The organism is Neptunicoccus sediminis (assembly GCF_001719615.1).
In the GTDB taxonomy this organism is placed as follows: Bacteria; Pseudomonadota; Alphaproteobacteria; order Rhodobacterales; family Rhodobacteraceae; genus Amylibacter; species Amylibacter sediminis.
Genome location: NZ_MDVX01000001.1, coordinates 390,431 through 407,119 on the forward strand (window position 1 = coordinate 390,431; position 16,689 = coordinate 407,119).

General features: G+C 57.9%; 10 protein-coding genes. 2 read left to right on the forward strand and 8 right to left on the reverse strand.

Translation table 11 applies throughout. From position 1 onward, the window contains the following. Positions 1 to 139 precede the first annotated feature (139 nt). Positions 140 to 5,302, reverse strand: a complete 5,163-nt coding sequence (locus BFV97_RS01865) for a DUF7507 domain-containing protein (protein ID WP_069298606.1) — start codon at positions 5,300 to 5,302, stop codon at positions 140 to 142. A gap of 521 nt (positions 5,303 to 5,823) precedes the next feature. On the opposite strand from BFV97_RS01865, the gene BFV97_RS01870 reads away from it, so the two are divergent. After that, positions 5,824 to 8,316, forward strand: a complete 2,493-nt coding sequence (locus BFV97_RS01870) for a cation:proton antiporter (protein ID WP_069298607.1) — start codon at positions 5,824 to 5,826, stop codon at positions 8,314 to 8,316. A 26-nt stretch (positions 8,317 to 8,342) separates the two neighbouring features. Here BFV97_RS01870 and trhA read toward each other — a convergent pair whose 3' ends face one another. The 7 genes from trhA to BFV97_RS01905 form a co-directional block, all read right to left on the reverse strand. Then, positions 8,343 to 8,984, reverse strand: coding sequence for a PAQR family membrane homeostasis protein TrhA (gene trhA / locus BFV97_RS01875; protein ID WP_069298608.1), 642 nt, complete (start codon positions 8,982 to 8,984; stop codon positions 8,343 to 8,345). A gap of 133 nt (positions 8,985 to 9,117) precedes the next feature. Then, complete coding sequence (locus tag BFV97_RS01880; RefSeq protein ID WP_069298609.1) at positions 9,118 to 10,248, reverse strand: AI-2E family transporter; 1,131 nt, start codon at positions 10,246 to 10,248, stop codon at positions 9,118 to 9,120. A gap of 55 nt (positions 10,249 to 10,303) precedes the next feature. Next, complete coding sequence (locus BFV97_RS01885; protein ID WP_069298610.1) at positions 10,304 to 11,251, reverse strand: YihY/virulence factor BrkB family protein; 948 nt, start codon at positions 11,249 to 11,251, stop codon at positions 10,304 to 10,306. Positions 11,252 to 11,316: 65 nt separating this feature from the next. Further along, positions 11,317 to 12,582, reverse strand: coding sequence for a DUF3618 domain-containing protein (locus BFV97_RS01890; protein WP_069298611.1), 1,266 nt, complete (start codon positions 12,580 to 12,582; stop codon positions 11,317 to 11,319). Beyond that, positions 12,575 to 12,973 carry a phage holin family protein gene (locus BFV97_RS01895; protein ID WP_069298612.1) on the reverse strand — a complete coding sequence of 133 codons (399 nt, stop codon included), beginning with the start codon at positions 12,971 to 12,973 and terminating at the stop codon, positions 12,575 to 12,577. Before BFV97_RS01895 ends, BFV97_RS01890 begins: the two co-directional genes overlap by 8 nt. Then, positions 12,970 to 13,518, reverse strand: coding sequence for a hypothetical protein (locus BFV97_RS01900; protein WP_069298613.1), 549 nt, complete (start codon positions 13,516 to 13,518; stop codon positions 12,970 to 12,972). The genes BFV97_RS01895 and BFV97_RS01900 overlap by 4 nt, the downstream gene beginning before the upstream one ends. A 426-nt stretch (positions 13,519 to 13,944) precedes the next feature. Further along, positions 13,945 to 15,231, reverse strand: coding sequence for an acyl-CoA dehydrogenase family protein (locus tag BFV97_RS01905; protein WP_069298614.1), 1,287 nt, complete (start codon positions 15,229 to 15,231; stop codon positions 13,945 to 13,947). Between the two features lie 198 nt (positions 15,232 to 15,429). On the opposite strand from BFV97_RS01905, the gene BFV97_RS01910 reads away from it, so the two are divergent. Then, positions 15,430 to 16,593 (forward strand): acetyl-CoA C-acetyltransferase, encoded by a 1,164-nt coding sequence (locus tag BFV97_RS01910; protein WP_069298615.1) that lies wholly within the window; start codon positions 15,430 to 15,432, stop codon positions 16,591 to 16,593. The last annotated feature ends 96 nt before the right edge of the window (positions 16,594 to 16,689 follow it).

Here is a 16,689-nt window from a genome sequence, read left to right on the forward strand (position 1 = left end):
TGCGGAGAAGGTTTTGCGGAAAATGTTTACATTTTGGTGCAATAATAGTGTGTTGCCCATGGGCCATCGTCCCCAGCGAATAACGGTTTGTGCTGGTTTTGCGCTACGCTCCCCCCTCCCATCTGTGACAGCCGTTACTTTATGGTGTGATCGCTACTCTGAACTGGAGTGCGCCGATCTCGCCGGGTAGGAAATTTCCGGAGCAGTTCCACTCGACCGAACCTGAATAACTCGCCCCGTTACTGACGGGCTTAGCCAGATTGCACGTTAGGTTGGGCGACAGGATTTGCGGATCGGGAATGGGTTCCGACAACGCGGTATAGGGTGGGGTCCGGTCGAATACTTTGACGTTGCTGACAGGTGCAGTATCAGTGTTTTCCAGATAGATCCGGTAGAGCAAAATGTCATTCGCGCCACCCAAGTTTGAGGTCGCTTCCGACGTGCCGGCAGTCTCGTTTTCGACTGTTTTGGTTAAACGGACCTGCCCGGTTTCGGCCGCGACAGTGATCTCATCGGTATTGCTTGCGCTGCTGACCGCGGCGGTGCCGGAGAAGGCAGTTGTGGCGATGATCTTATAGGTGAACCTGCTGCCCGTACCTGCGCCTGTACCGGCTGAGACGCGGGACTGGACACAGATTGTTTGTCCCGCGCTGACGGACAGCGGTCCGGTCAACGGGACGCCCGGCCCGCCGCTACATCCGGCGTCGTGGTAGAGGGCCGCACTAAAGGCGCCCGTTGGGACGGATGTACTGTCCGCGAGAGAGAAGGTCACATTTCCGTCGGATGTCGCAGTGTAGAGATGGGGCAGGGATACGATTTGGCCCTGGCCAACCGTGCTGACCTGATTTTGGGTGAGGACGGGGATCTCCAAAAGGCCAAAGTTTAATTCGGTCAAATTGCCGAACGGATCGGGGGTAAACGTGAAGGTTCCATCGTGCGGATCGGGGTTTGACAGGCCAGGCAGACCGGATGCTCGCTCCGAGATCGGTCGATAGCCGTTGGCCGGAATTGCGCGAATTGTGAGTTCTCCGGTGTGGGAGGATGGTAACGCATAGGTCCATGTCCCGTCGGAGGCGACGTCGGGCGTTGCGATGACAGTTCCGGTGCCGTCCAGAATTTCCACGACGGCAGAGGATAAACCGGGTTCGCCACCGTTGATTTCTGCATCATGGGCGGTGCCGCCGGCTGCGCCGTTGTCCTTGAAGACGCGGCCCGACAGGATCCGGTCGCTGGTGATCAAATTGACGGAATAAGACGCTTCGTCGTCATCGGCAATTTGATCGAACAGGTCATCCGTCAAGGGGCCAGTGGCGGGATCGCTATCCGGGTCGGGCAGGGAGCTGTAGATGATCTCCGCCGTATTGGTGAGCTCTCCGCTGTCGCGCACTGTGGTGGTAATGATGAGGGTTTCGCTGGCACCGGACAGGATTTCATCGACGAACCACAGGCCGGTACCCGGGTCATATGTATCGCCCGTAGAGGGTGCGCTGTCGGACACATAGGAAAATCCGCTTGGTATAAGGTCGATCACTTTGACCCCTGACGGCGACCCGCCGCTGACGTTAGTAATAGTGATGATCCAGTCGATCACGTCGCCTTCGGATACATTTACAATTGGGGTGGTTGTGCCTGTCAGGGCAGCATACTTCGTCAATTCCAGATCGCTGGCAGCGGCGTCAAAGCCGAAGTCCTGATCGGTCGTGACGCTGCCCGCAGTCACGCCAACACCAAGCAGCGGGTTCGATGTGCCGATCGTGTTACCTGCGCCAAGGTCCGGATCTGCTTCGTCCAATTCGACCCTGTAGCTGGAGTTGATCAGCAGTTCACCAACGGCGTAGGTACCGTCAGCCTCTGTGTCTGTTGTGATCAGGAACATGTCGTCACTGGTGTCCGCCGGCGTGCCTGCATCGGCGTAGACAGAGATGCCGATGCCTGCGCCAAAATTGGCCTCACCATTGTCCTTAACGTCTGAGGCATTTGCGTCATTGTAGACATTGCCTGAGATCGCGCCAAAGGGGATGGGGGCGGGGCCGCGGCAGGACATGCCATCGCTGTCGCCGGCTTCATCGACCGTGCTGTTGGCGATCAACTGCGCCTCTCCGGTGGTGGTGTTTGTCAGGTAGAGGTTGTTGGTTGTGTTGCTGTAAACGTAAAACCGCCCGTCTTCATCAAACCAGATCGACCCGAAAATTCCGCCGTAGATTGCGGGCCCGAATTCCGTGACTGTCGTCGCGCCCGGCAAACCACCGTTTGGGTCCACCTTGAACGCGCGGCCACTGGCTTGGTTGATGCCGTAAATCAGCCCGTCCACCGGATTATAGGCAAGGTCCCGGACGTCAACGCTTTGGCTAAGGCTAAGAGACCCCAAATTGGCAGGATTGTTTGGATCAGTAAGGCTGATCAACTGCCATGTTGATGTATTGTCTACATAAATCATTGTACCGTTTGGCAGAATGTCACCTGCAACGGATCCGTCTGCGCTTCCGGCTGGCAGATTGCCGAGGTCAGTGAAATTGCCTGCACCGTCGAGCCGGTAAAGATCCTGTCGCCCTGGGCGCACTGCGTACATATATCCGTCCAGCGCGTTATAGCCCCAGTTGGCGTTCAGGTCTCTTGGTGCGGTGCCGATGTCCTGAAAGCCGATGACATAGCTTGCGCCGCTTGCGGTGAAGCCAAGCCGCCGCACCACCCTGTCGCTGTCGTAGCGATAGAGGCTGCTGTCGCAAAGGAACGGCGGTGGATCGCTGGAAATGGTGAGGGTGTAATCTTCGACCTCGCCGTCAAAGGCAATGGTCTGCCCCGTGGTGTCTGTGGACCAGCGGAAACGTGCAAAGGTGGGCAGCGTTGTCGCGCCGGCGGGAACGGCTACCTCAAAGCGTATGGAGCCGTTTGTCGAGCCGTCTTTGTCCAGCGCATCGCCGTCCTGAAGATTGGTGGCGACTTGTTCTCCGGCCTGCAGGAATGTGCCATCGCCGTTAAAGTCGATGAAGGCCTGGAGGTATGCCGATTTCTGCGGTGGGCTGCCCAGATCGTTAACCGTCACGGTAATCTCGGCCAATCCGCCCAGATAAAGCGTTGGCAACACGACCCCGTTTTCATCATCATTGCCGTCCAGATCGTCGCCCGAAGCTGTCGCATTGTTTTGGGCGATAAGGTCAATATCCGGTGCAACGGACCCTAGATAGATTTCCGGCGCGCCGGGGCCTTCGATGATATGTTGGGGATCGCCATAGCTGGCGGGCGCGTCGCCGCGATCGGCGTCTGGCGGGGTTCTTATGGTGATGCCATAGTCTTCGACCTCCCCGTCGGTGGCGGGCGAAATCGCGGTGAGGCCGGCAGTGCTCGACCAGCGCAATCGCGCAAAAGTCGGGCTGAGAGCCGCTGTTGCGGGAACTGAAATCGCAAAGCTGATTTCACCGTTGGTGGCGCCGTCCAGGTCTTGCGGGCCGCCGTCCTGAATGTCCGTGGCGACCTGATCCCCGAGGGACAGGAATGACCCGTCACCGCCAAAGTCTACAAACGCCTGCAAATACCCCGTTCCGGGTGTGGGTTCACTGACAGGGATTGTCACTGTGCGGGTCAGGGCGCTGTAAAGCTGAGGGAAGTTTTCCTCGCTTTCGTCATCCTTGCCATCCAGATCATCGCCTGTGCCATCCACAGAATGCTGTGTCGAGCTGTCGCCGTCCCCGTTTACCGCGCCGATCCAGTAAGAGGATGTATCGGCATGTTGCGGGTCGCCGTAGGTGATCGGCGCGTCACCGCGATCAGGGCCGGAGCCTGCATAAATGGTCGTGGGATCGTCCCGCCCCTCACCCGGGCCGTTTTGCGCTACGCCATCACCGTCCCAAGGGTTTTCTGAGTCCGACAGATCGGAAACCGTAGTGCCGCCGGGGGTTTGTGCCGTGACCTGTGCCTGATTGGAAATCGTTGTGTCCAAATCAGCGGGAACCAATGTGTAGGTCGCTGTATAGACGGCCTTTTCTCCAACCAGAAGCGTGCCTTCCGGCGACAGTGATGTTGCGGCCTGAAAGGTGATGACGGGGGGAATGCCAGCGCCGCTGAATTGGGTTTCAGCAAGTTGCACATTGGTCAGATCCACATTGCCGAAGTTTTCTGCGGTGAAGACATAGGCGATGGTTTCGCCGGGGTCTGCATAGCCGTTAAGGTTGGTGTCCACCAGTTGGGCCAGCTTCAATAGGCCCACCGATCCAACGTCAATCGAGACCTGGGCCGGCGCGGAATAGGCCTGTGGTTCGCTTGGCAGGATGATCGGGGATTGAAAGCGGTATTCAATGGGCGTGGGGGCGGCAAAAAACGCCACGAAAGGGGTGAATGTCAGTTCGCCCGTGTTGTCGTCATAGCTCCACGTGCCCTCACCGATCACATCAAACCCAACGCGGTGGCCTTCGCTGTCTGTAACGATGTTCAATGCGCCTGTCGGGGGAACCAGATCGATTGCCTGCATGGCATATTCGCTGGGCTGCTGGGAGTTGTTGGCGGGCGCGTTATCGTTTTCTGTGGCGACGGAATCGTTGAACAGGATATTCACCGTCACCGGTTCGCCAAGAACCTGTTCTTTGATGTCGTCTTGCAGAAGCGGCGCTTTGAAGTCACCACATTTCAATTCGTAAGTTTGCGTCTGATCGTAGGTCGGATTGGCGAGAAGAACGAGAAAGCCGTTATTTGCTGTCCGGCCAAAACGGAAGGACGAGGTTTGCGGGTAAGAAATTTCCAGACCCGAGACCGGCTGGTTTGCGTAAGGCTGATCACCTGCAAGGTAAAATGTCTCTGTTCCGAGGCTGGGATCAGGCCCCTCGATATAGCCGCGATAGGTGGTGGCATTGCGATCGACCCGCACATATTCCACCGTTCCGTCGCACAGGTTGACATATACCTGTTCATTGAACGGTCCGTCGATGTCGTTGATCTGGATTTCCACATCGGCCGTGACAGGAACACCACCGGAATTTGAAAAGATATTATGGGTGCCGGCCTGAAAAATGTAGAAATCCACGAAATGGGCATCCTGCCCGACAGAGGTGATCATGATCTGCCCGTTACCAGTCCCGAACTGATGGTCGCGGGTCGCGAGCGTCATGATGCCGACGATATCAACCGAGGTCCCACCGACGGTTCCGACATTCCGCCAGATTCCCCGTTTGCCAAGGCCGCTACCCACAACGGTTGGCGCGCCGGTGGGTTGGAGTACAAGCTGCTGCGCCAAAGCCATGCTGCTGCCAGCGAGCATAATCAGCAGGCCCAGTACAACACAAAAGACCTGTTGCAAAAGCAGACGCGCCACATCCTGCCCTATCCTGTGCAGTTGTTCTGCGCAAGCACGACAGGGGGCAGTAGATTTTTGTGAGGCGCTGGCGCCAAATTTGAACGTTATAGGCATGTAATTATTTTCAAAACTTATTGATCCGACCATCTGGATTTACGCGCTATGCTGCGGGTAAACCACCGCTCCAAAAGTATAGGACCATGTCTCTTAAGGATTCCTTTCACCCGGCCGATTGCTTTGGAGATGCGTAATTTTCCAGTGCGTTTCCGGTGGGAATTGTGATGTTTCGGCCAAGGTTTATTGATGTTTAATTGCCGTTTATCCCAATAGGTTTAATGTGAATAATTCATCGAAAATTCGATGTAACTTGGCAGGTTTGGGGGGGACCGATCCGATCCTTTCGACGGTTAACGGGCAAGACCCGCCCGACTTAGGCAAACCGGCCAAGCTATTCAGTGGTGCCCAATGTTTCGCCAGTTCTTTTCCGTGCCGCTGCATTTAAGCGGTGCACCCGCCGTTTACTGTGGTATTTCAATCATATGGACATCGTTTTAATCACTACAATTGTTGCGACCCTGTTTGTCGTGATCGGTATAGCCGAGCCGTTGGCGGCGCGTCTGCGGATGCCCTACAGTGCGCTTCTGGCGGTCATTGGCATTCTGATCAGTGTTACAGCAATCTTCTTTATGCAGACGGATCTGACAGATGCGCTCAACCCCGTTGCCGAAGTGATTCTCGGGTTTCCGATCCGGTCCAACGTGTTTCTCTATGTCTTTCTGCCGACGCTGTTGTTTCAGGCCACGCTGGGGATGAACCTGCGGCGGATGCTGGATGACTGGGTGCCGATTCTCGTGCTGGCGGTGGTGGCCGTGGTCGTAGCAACGCTTTTTGTCGGTTACGCGCTGTCATGGGCGACGACCTTGCCGCTGGCGGCCTGTTTGCTGATCGGGGCGATTGTTTCAACGACAGACCCGTCGGCGGTTGTGTCGATCTTCCGGTCCATTTCTGCCCCAAGACGGGTGGCGCGGATCATTGAGGGCGAAAGCCTGTTGAATGACGCCGCCGCAATCGCGTTGTTCGGTCTTTTCATGGGGTTTGTGATGCTCGGGGTTCCCGACCCGACGCTTGCAGATGCGCTGGCACAATTTCCAATGCTGATTGCGGGCGGTGTGCTGGCCGGATGGGTGATGGCCCGCATTGCGATTTGGGTGATGGCGGCGTTTCCCCAGTTTGAACTGGCGCAGATTTCAATCTCTGTGGCGCTGCCTTATCTGGTTTACATCGGGGCAGAGCAAAGCATCGGCGCCTCGGGTGTGATCGCGGTCGTGGCGGCGGGTCTGACGCTGAACCTTGCGGGACCGGGGCGTTTGTTGCCCCAAACATGGATCAACCTGCGAGAGCTTTGGGATGTGTTGGCTCACTGGGCTGGAGCGTTGATTTTTATTCTGGCCGCCTTCCTTATTCCGCGCTTTCTCGCGGATGTGCATCTGCATGATTTCCTGCTGGTCGGGGTGGTGATCCTTGCGGCTATTACCGCGCGTGCGGTGATCCTGTTCGGGCTGATGCCGATGCTGCATAAATTCCGCCTGTCGCCCAAGGTTGAACGACCCTATCGCACGGCGATCCTGTGGGGCGGGCTGCGCGGCGCGGTCACTTTGGCGCTGGCTCTGGCAGTCACCGAGAGTTTTCGCGTGCCCAACGACATTCAGCGGGTCGTGGGGATTCTGGCCACCGGCTTCACGCTGTTTACCCTGCTGGTGCAAGGCACCACGCTGCGGCGCGTGATCCGCTGGTTGGGTCTTGAAGATCTGTCACCGATTGACGAGGCCCTGTCCCGTCAGGTGGTGGCGGTTGCGCTGCAGACCGTGCGCGAGGACGTGGCCCGCACCACCGAAAACTACGAGTTGACCCATGAGATCGTCCGTTCCGAGGCCAAGCAATTCGGGGACCGGCTGGAAGAGGCGGTAAAGCTGGCGGAAGACAATGCAGATATTCTGGAACGGGACCGTGTGACGCTGGGCCTTATCGCGCTGGCTGGCCATGAACGGGACACGATCCTTGACCGTGTGCGGGAACGCACGATTTCGGCGCGGATGGCAGAGCAGGTTCTGTCAGATGCGGACCGTCTGATCGAGGGGGCGCGCAGCGGCGGGCGCAGCGGCTATCAACGGGCCGCGCGGCGCAGTGTGTCCTACGGGCGGGGGTTCCGGATTGCAGGGCTGTTGCACAACCGGCTACGGATTTCTGCACCGCTTGCGAATATGACGGCCGACAGGTTTGAACTGCTTTTGTCCCAACGGCTGGTGCTGCGGGATCTGAATGCTTTTATCGGCGGTCGCATCCGCCGCATCCACGGACGGCGGTTGGCGGATCTGTTAACGGAGCTGTTGTCGCGCCGGATTGAATCGGTTGAAACCGCGCTCGAAGGACTACGCTTGCAATATCCCGGATATGCCGAAGAACTGGAGCGCCGATTTATCCGGCGCACGGCCCTGCGGCTTGAGGAACGGGAATACACCGCCATGCGGGAGGACGGTTTGATCGGGGCCGAGGTCTTTACCAAATTGATGGAGCAAACGGCCACAAGGCGGGCCGCTGCCGAGGACCGCCCCCATCTGGATGTGGCCTTCCAGCGGATCGAACTGGTGCGCCAGTTTCCGCTGTTTGTCGATCTGGACGAGGCCACGCTCAAACGGCTCGCCCGTGCGCTTCAGACCCGTTACGCAAATGCCGGAGAGATCATCATGCGCCGCGATACACCCGCCCGCAGCGTGTTTTTTATCGCTTCTGGCGCGGCGGAAATGGAAACAGCGGGGCAGACGTGGCGTCTCGGTCGGGGAGAGATGTTCGGCCAGATGGCAATCCTGACCAATAAGGCGCGGCGTACCGAGGTGCGGGCGATTGCGCCGTCAACTCTGCTGGTGCTCGACGAAATGCGCTTTCGCCGCTTGCTGGGTCGCAGTCCTGCCATTCAGGAAGCGGTGCGCGCCAGTGCCGAGAGGCGGGGCATTTCAACCAGCGATCTGGTGTAAACCGCCTGACACGCCAAGGGTTGAGGTCAGGAAAACAGCGCGATCCAGATGCCGGCAAACATCAAAATGCCGCCAATATTCACCCAAGCGTGCCAGATAGCGTAACGGTAGGGCATGGACCGCCGTGCATAAAACACCGTGCCGATCACATAGGCCGCAGCACCCGCGATGATGCACCAGAGCGTCAGAACCGGCATGTCCTGCATATCGGGCAGCGCCAGCAATCCGATCGCGCCAAGCCCGAGATAAGAGGCCATCGACCATTTGGACTGCACCGAAACATCGGTCATTTTCTTATACATGGCAACGCAGGTCAGCCCCCAGCAAATCCCCAAAAGCGACAAGGTCCAGCCCGTGTTGGCAAGCACGAAAAACGGGGTGAATGTTCCGGCGATACTGGGATAAATCGCGGCGTGATCCAATCGGCGCAGAATGACGCGGTGGCTGTGCCAGGGTGCAAAATGGTAGGTCCAAGAGGCCACATTCGACGCCAGCGCACAGAACACATAAACCAGCACGGCAAAAAAGACCGACAACGGGTGCGTAGCAGCGGTTTTAACCAGCATCAGCCCGCCAGCGATAAAGATCAGCACCAGCCCTAGAAAATGGACTGCCGTATCAGCGCGACGATGAGAGGCGAACTGGCTGGGATAGGTTGTATCTGTCATGGAAGCCCTGCTTGTAGAACGCCACGGGCGTAGCCGCAACAGTCTGAAAAGTCCAATAAATCCGCAATTTTACACAGATGACGTAAGGGTAACTTTGCCTTTAAATGTAGGAATTCAACGCAATCGGAAGCGCTTAATCCTGTGGAGAGGCTGTGGCGTGGTCGTCATCTGCACCGCCGATAAACCGACCGATCACCCGGAGGGACCGGGATTCATCACAGGCGATTTTGATCACGATCAGGATTGGCAAGGCCACCACCATGCCCATTACAGACCAGATCCACGCAAAGAACGCGACCGTCAGGAACACGACAGTTGTGTTCAGCTGCATCCTGCGGGAAATCAGCAGCGGCGTCACCAACTGCCCTTCAATAGAGGTCAGCGTCGCATAGGTTGCAAACACGCCAAGCGCGGTCCATGCGCTTTCGAGGCTGACAAAGGCCACCGAGCCGGCAATGGCAGCGCCCATCAGCCCGCCAAGGAACGGCACGAAATTCAGCCCGAACGCCAGAAAACCGAAGACCAGAACATTGGGCATGCCCCAGAAATACATCGCGATGCTGACGGTCACGCCCAAACCGATGTTGATCAGGGTGATGCCCCCTAGGTAGTACCCAAGCCGGTCTTCAATCGCATGCAGTACCTCAACAGCGCGGCGTTTCTCGGCAAACGCGTCGATGCTGGCAATAGTCTTGGTTAAAAACAGATCACCCGATGCAATCAGGAAGAACAGCAGAATAAGGGCGAAAAGAATACGGCTCAGGAAACTGGGCGCCATGCTGAAAATGGCCGTTACGATGCCCGGATCGGACACGACTTCGACCTCAACGGTTTCCTTCTCCTGATCCGCAACAATCTCGCCCGCCGCAACTGTGGCGTCTTTAATCGCCTCAAGCGTGCCACCGGAATTTGAGAGTTGTTCCTTCATCTGTTCAATCAGCCACGGCAAATCCTCAATGAACTGCGCCGTGGGGGAACTGATCTGGATCAGGAACAATCCGATTACTATGGTAAGCACAGTCACAAACAGGGAGGCGGAAATGAAGGGCGGGACGCCGCTTCGCTCCAGCCAGCGACGGGGGCGGTTCAGGATCAGATAGCCGATAAAGGCGGTGGTGACAGGGATCAGAAAGTCGCTTGCCCAGACCAGCGCCTGCAACAACAGGATGATAAAGATACCGTAGAGTGGCACCCGCAACCCGTTCAGCCATAGGGTAGGTTTCGTGTCCGGCTGCGTCGCGATCTCTGGTGTTGTGTCGCTCATAGCGCCACCCCGGCGATGTTGTAGGTGGCGATCTTGCGGGACGGGGCTGCGCCGCTCACTTGCCCGCAGCCTCGCCCAGATTGTCGGCTTTCACCGCATCGCGCTGACCCATCGGTTCGTCCTTGCCAACCGTGGTATCCTTGCGGGTCTGTGCCTCCAGCTCGGCGTTCACTTCTGCACCGACCAGTACGATATAGGCGGAAATCCAGAACCACATCAGCAGCACAATGGCACCGGCCAACGTGCCGAAACTTTCATTGTAGGATCCGAAATTCCCGACGTAGAACGCGAAACCGACAGAGGCGACGATCCACATAAGACAGCCGATAATCGCCCCGGGCGACGCCCATTGCCATTCAGGGCGATCCCGCGAAGGGGCAAAATGATAGAGTGCAGCCAGACCCAGCATGGTCATGACCACCAGCAAAAGCCACGGTAGAACGGTGGCAAGAATGGAACTTAGCGGGCCGAGATTGGCAAAGGCCAGAATAGCCGGAACCGCCAGCGTCACCCCAAGCCCGACCACCAGTCCCGAGATCAGCAACAGGGTAAGCCCGAGCGTTACCAGCTTCAGTTTAATAAACCCGCGGGATTCGTTTTCGTCGTAAACCACGTTCAGCCCTTCAATCAGGCTGGCCATGCCTTTGGACGCCGAATAAAGCGCCACCAGAATACCGACAATCGCCGCCAGACCCAGCCCGCCATCCCGCGAACCGGCAACAGAAGTCGCCTGATCGGTGATGATTGTCATGACTTCTTCGGGCATCAACCCCGAGAACGACTGCATTTGATCGACAATCTGGCTTGGCTCTACCAGCAGTCCGCTGATAGCAATTACAGCCGTGATTGCGGGGAACAGGGCCAGAAGTCCGTAAAAGGCGACACCTGCAGCCACAAGCCCGATCCGGTCATTCGCGATCTCGTCCTTGACGCGGAAGGCGACATCTTTCCAGCCTTTGGCGGGGATATTGTCAGGGGATTCAGCAGTGCGGCCTCGTGCCATCTGGGTCTTCCTTATCACTCGGGGGGGAGAGGAGAAGGGGGCCGCGCTGCAGCCCCCTACGAATGTCAGGTGTTTGGTTTCCCAAGCTTTTCTTCTTTAGCCTTGGACTTGGCTTTGTCAGCAACGCGGGTGGCTGCGGATTTGGCTGTGTCACCGACAGCCTCGACCGCGGATTTATCGCCCGGCGCACCGCTGTCCAGATCGGATTTGGTCTCGGATGCGATGTCCTTGACCTCTTCCTGAACCGACTTGGCAACGCGTGTGGCTTTCTCTTTCTCTTCATGAAAGATGCGCTCCGCTTCTTCAAACATCTTGTCGCTATGCTGACCGACGTATTTGTCCTCAGTCCGGGTGCGCGGCAATGCACCGCCCAGCGCAGCCCCCACAGCAAGCGCCAGCGCACCTACTACAAGCGGTTGACGGTCGTAGAAGTCCACCGCTGCATCCGCCCCTTCAGAGGCTCTCTGCGTGGCAGCCCGACGCATTTCGATGGCTTTCTCGCGGGCTTCGATAACGCGCTTGCGGCCTTCTTCTGTCAGGTTTTCAGTCCCTTCCGCGATACGGTTGCGTGCGGCGGACAGTCTGTCCTGAACGTTGCTGGCACCACTCGCCACAGCCGATTTACCAGAGGCCGCAGCGGAAGACACCTTGTCCCGCAGATTACCCGCACTGTCGCGCAGCTTGTCGGCACCATGTGATACGCTTCCCGATACCTGATCTTTGGCATCGGCAACGCTGCCGGCCACTTGGTCCTTGGCATCAGCGACACGATCCCGCGCATTGGCAAGAGTGTCCTTGGCATCAGCGGCGCGATCCGCAATGTAGGAAGACCCGTCATCATTGTCATCCTGTGACCAGGACGGCAGTGGGTCGCCGTTCCCCAGCGTGTTTACAGGCGCTGTGTAGGGCATGCCCTTGCGGCTGCGGGACTGGCGATATTCGTCTTCGCGGCTGCGGTAGTCATCCGCCGGATGGGGGGCGACACGGGTCGCGGGATAGGCGTGACGGTCGCGGTTGTCATAGCTGTCGTAACGATCATTGGAGCGGTAGCCGCTGGAACGGTAGGATTGCTCCCGTTTCTGACCGTTGCCAAACATCATCCACGCAAGACCGATCCCTGTCAGCGCCAGCGGCACCGGATTGGCTTTGACCTGATCCACAACAGAACGTCCCAGATCGCCGCCGTGTTCGCGGAACTGGTCGCCAACCTGACGTACCAATGTGTCGATTGAGAATTTGTCTTGCAGCGTTTCGATATTGTCGCTCAGATTGGCACGCTGCCGTTCAATGTCGCGTTCAATTTCACTTGCACTTCGAGTGTCGTTAGGCATCGTAAGACTCCTTGATAGCTTTGGCATCACGTTTCACGTTTTTGGCAGTACGTGTCGGCGCGAGGCTGGACAGTTTCAGATCGCTCAACCCTTTGCTGATCATCCCGTAGGCGATCCCCGCAAGGATCACACCGACGATCAGGGCAGCCCAACCGGCATCCAGACCCGCTTCGGCCAGACCGGCCACAAGGGCGCCTGCCAGAACGTTCAGGGCCACCAGCGCGATGATTGCGGCGCCTGCGATCATGCCAACGGCCGTACCGGCACGGTTGACGTTTTCGCTGATTTCGGCGCGGGCCAGATCGACTTCGCTGCGGACCAGCGAACTAACGTTGTTCAGCGCCTCACTCAGGACAGAGCCTGCGCTTTTGTTTGGTTGATGGTCACTCATGAGAAGTCTCCTCCTGTGCGTGTTGTTCCTGTCTGAACGGCAGGAGCGTAGGTTCCGTAGTCTTGCGACGGTGTGGAACCAGGATCACTTTGGCTGTGGGTGTGGTCACTGTCGTGGCTGGCGCGACCGGAGGCTTTTGCAAAGCGTGTCGCGGCGAACCCGAGCAGTGCTGCACCACCAAGGAACATCAATGGATTCTTGCGGGCGAATTGGGTCACATCCTCAACCATAGTGCCGAGGTCCTTGTCCCGCAGCGCATCAGACGCATCGGCCAGACCTTCGGCCATTTGACCGAATGTGCGTTCCTGGGGCGATCCGTTGCGCATCTCGTCTGCGGCTGTGCGCAGGGCAGAGGCAACGCCGGATACTTCGTCAGCGACCGAGGCTTTTGCGTTGTCAGCCTGCTGCACGGCTGCATTCGCAGCAGTTTGCGCAGCGCTGTTGGCTGTGTCTTTCGCTTGATCGGCAAGGTTTGAAGCGGTTTCTTTTGCTTTATCCGCTGCGGACGGCTTGCCTTGGGTGTTTAACGTATTCTGATTGGTCATAATCCGTCTCCTGTTCAGTTAGAATGCAAGGCTGATGACGGCCAAAACGACGACAACGACCCCGATGATGTAAAATACATTGTGCATGTTCTTTTCTCCTTCTAACGCGGCGCGTCTGCGTGGCACCTATTGCAGTCTCAACGCAGCCTCGGTTTGAATCGTTCCGGCGTTTCTGACGAAATTGTCACCAATGGGAGAGTAGGGTGCAGATTATGCACGTCACCACAGGGCGCGTTTGCAGGGCTACGGGGCTGGTAATGCTGGGAAAAACCGCCACTCGCGCTGGCGTGATATGGACCGCAAATTTTTTAACCTTCCGCCCGCTGTGACGGGGGCGCAGGTTGCCCCTGTCGCGGTCGGGGCGCTTGGAACACCAGCCTCTGTCTAAGGCTGGCGTTTTTGAAGTGGGTAATTTTTCGCCGGTTCTCAGGTCTGCGTCAGGCCCAAAGCCATGTTACTGACCGCCGGTTCCTGATCCGACAGCTTTCCATTGGGCCGGTCTGCATTGGCCTTGGCCTGCTTTTTGTATTCCAGTCGTGCGATCTGGTCGCGGTGGACCTCATCCGGGCCGTCGGCAAGGCGCAACATACGCGCCGTCGCATAGGCTGCCGCCAGCCCGAAATCGTTGCTGGTGCCACCGCCGCCGAACAACTGGATGGCCCAGTCGATCACCTGACAGGCCATATTTGGCACCGCAACCTTGATCATGGCGATCTCGGCTTTGGCCTCTTTATTGCCAACAGTGTCCATCATATGGGCGGCCCGCAGGGTCAGCAGACGGGACTGTTCGATCAGGATACGGGACTGGGCGATGCGTTCACGGGTGACGGACTGTTCGGACAGAACTTTGCCAAATGTCGTCCGTTCACCGGCGCGTACCACCATTTTTTCCAGCGTGCGTTCGGCCAACCCGATCAGGCGCATACAGTGGTGGATGCGTCCCGGTCCAAGACGGCCCTGTGCGATTTCAAACCCGCAGCCTTCCCCCAGCAGCATGTTAGAGGCAGGCACACGCACGTTGTCAAAGATCACTTCAGAGGCACGGTCCGGTACGCCGTAAAATCCGAACACAGGGATCGAACGTTTCACGGTGACGCCGGGCGTGTCTTTCGGGACGAGGATCATGGATTGCTGACGATAGGTCTCGGCGCTCGGGTCGGATTTACCCATAAAGATGATGATCTTGCAGCGGGGATCGGTCGCGCCGGTGGTATACCATTTATGCCCGTTGATCACATATTCATCACCGTCCCGCACGATGGCGCTCTCGATATTGCGCGCATCCGAAGAGGCTACAGCGGGTTCCGTCATCGCAAAACTGGAGCGGATTTCACCCTTCAGCAGCGGTTCCAGCCACTGTTTCTTGTGTTCCTCGGTGCCATAGCGTTCCAGCACTTCCATGTTGCCCGTGTCAGGGGCAGAACAGTTGAACACCTCCGGTGCAAGGTGGCTGCGACCCATGATTTCACACAGGGCAGCATATTCCAGATTGTTCAGTCCGGCCCCTTTGTCCGATTCCGGCAGGAAAAGGTTCCACAATCCGGCCTCTTTCGCCTTGATTTTCAGCTCCTCCACAACGGGATGCACACCCCAGGGGCCAATATCCTCGGACTCCCGATAAAAGCGGGCTTCGTTCGGATAGATATGCTGGTCCATGAAATCTTTCAGACGATCTTCCAGCGCACGGGTTTTATCGGATTTTTCAGGGATCATTTCAGGCTCGTTCGTTAGGGGCGGGCTTGCTCCGGTGGCTGCATTTTGCGTGGTGCTAAGCCGGAGAGACCCATTGATAAACAGAAATTAGTGACGTATTGTCTGACACTAATGGCGTAGCATAGCGGAATTGCGATGGGAAGACGAAACATGCTCCCGCTCCGTGTGGGACGCAGGGTCAAAAAGGAGGAACGGATCATGGCCGATGCATATATCGTAGAGTCGCTGCGCACCGCAGGGGGGCGACGCAAAGGGGCGCTGGCAGACTGGCACCCCGCTGATATGGGGGCGGAAATTCTGAATGCACTGGTAGAGCGCACGGGGATTGATCCGGCAGCGATCGACGATGTGATTATGGGCTGTGTCACCAAAGGTGGCGAGCAGGCGTTCAACATCGGGCGCAACGCGGTGCTGGCCTCCAAGCTGCCCCAGACTGTGCCTTCTACCACAGTGGATCGCCAGTGCGGCAGTTCCCAGCAGGCGGTGCATTTTGGCGCGGCTATGGTGATGGCGGGCGTGCAGGACGTGGTGATTGCCTCTGGAGTGGAAAGCATGACACGGGTGCCCATGTTCGCGGATATGAGCAGCTTCGCCAAAGCGGGTATCGGGGCCGATCCGGTCAGCCCGCGCATTGCAGAGCGGTTTGGCGTGACAGGTTTCAGCCAGTTCACAGGGGCCGAGATGATTGCGCAGAAACACGGTTTCTCGCGCGGGGATCTGGACGCTTATGCGCTGGAAAGCCATAAACGGGCAGCGGCTGCCACAGAAGCGGGGGCGTTCCAGCGGGAAATCCTGCCACTTCACACGGCAGCGGGCGCACATACGCGCGACGAAGGCATCCGTTATGACGCCACCGCGCAATCCATTGGCAGCGTTGATACACTGACCGAGGGCGGCAAGCTGAGCGCGGCAAATGCCAGCCAGATTTGCGACGGGGCGTCGGGGCTGATGATCGTGTCCGAACGGGCGCTCAAGACCCACGGGCTCACCCCGATTGCGCGGATTGTGGATATGACCGTGACGGCGGGTGATCCGGTGATCATGCTGGAAGAACCGATCGAGGCCACCCGTCAGGCACTGGCAAAATCCGGTATGACGCTGGATCAGATCGACCTTTACGAGGTGAACGAAGCCTTTGCCCCCGTACCGCTGGCATGGATGAAAGAGCTGGACGCCGACCCCGCACGCACCAACGCGCAGGGCGGGGCGATTGCGCTTGGTCATCCGCTCGGGGCGAGCGGCACACGGTTGATGTCTACCCTTATTCACGGGCTGCGGGCCTCGGGCAAACGTTACGGGTTGCAGACCATGTGCGAAGGCGGCGGCACTGCGAATGTGACCATCCTGGAGGCGCTGTCCTGACGGGGCAGTTTTCCAACACCCGCAAGCCGCCTTTCGGTTCACAAAGGGGGCGGTTTGCTGTTAAATTGGCGCAGCAGCGCACGGGTCTGTCCGCAC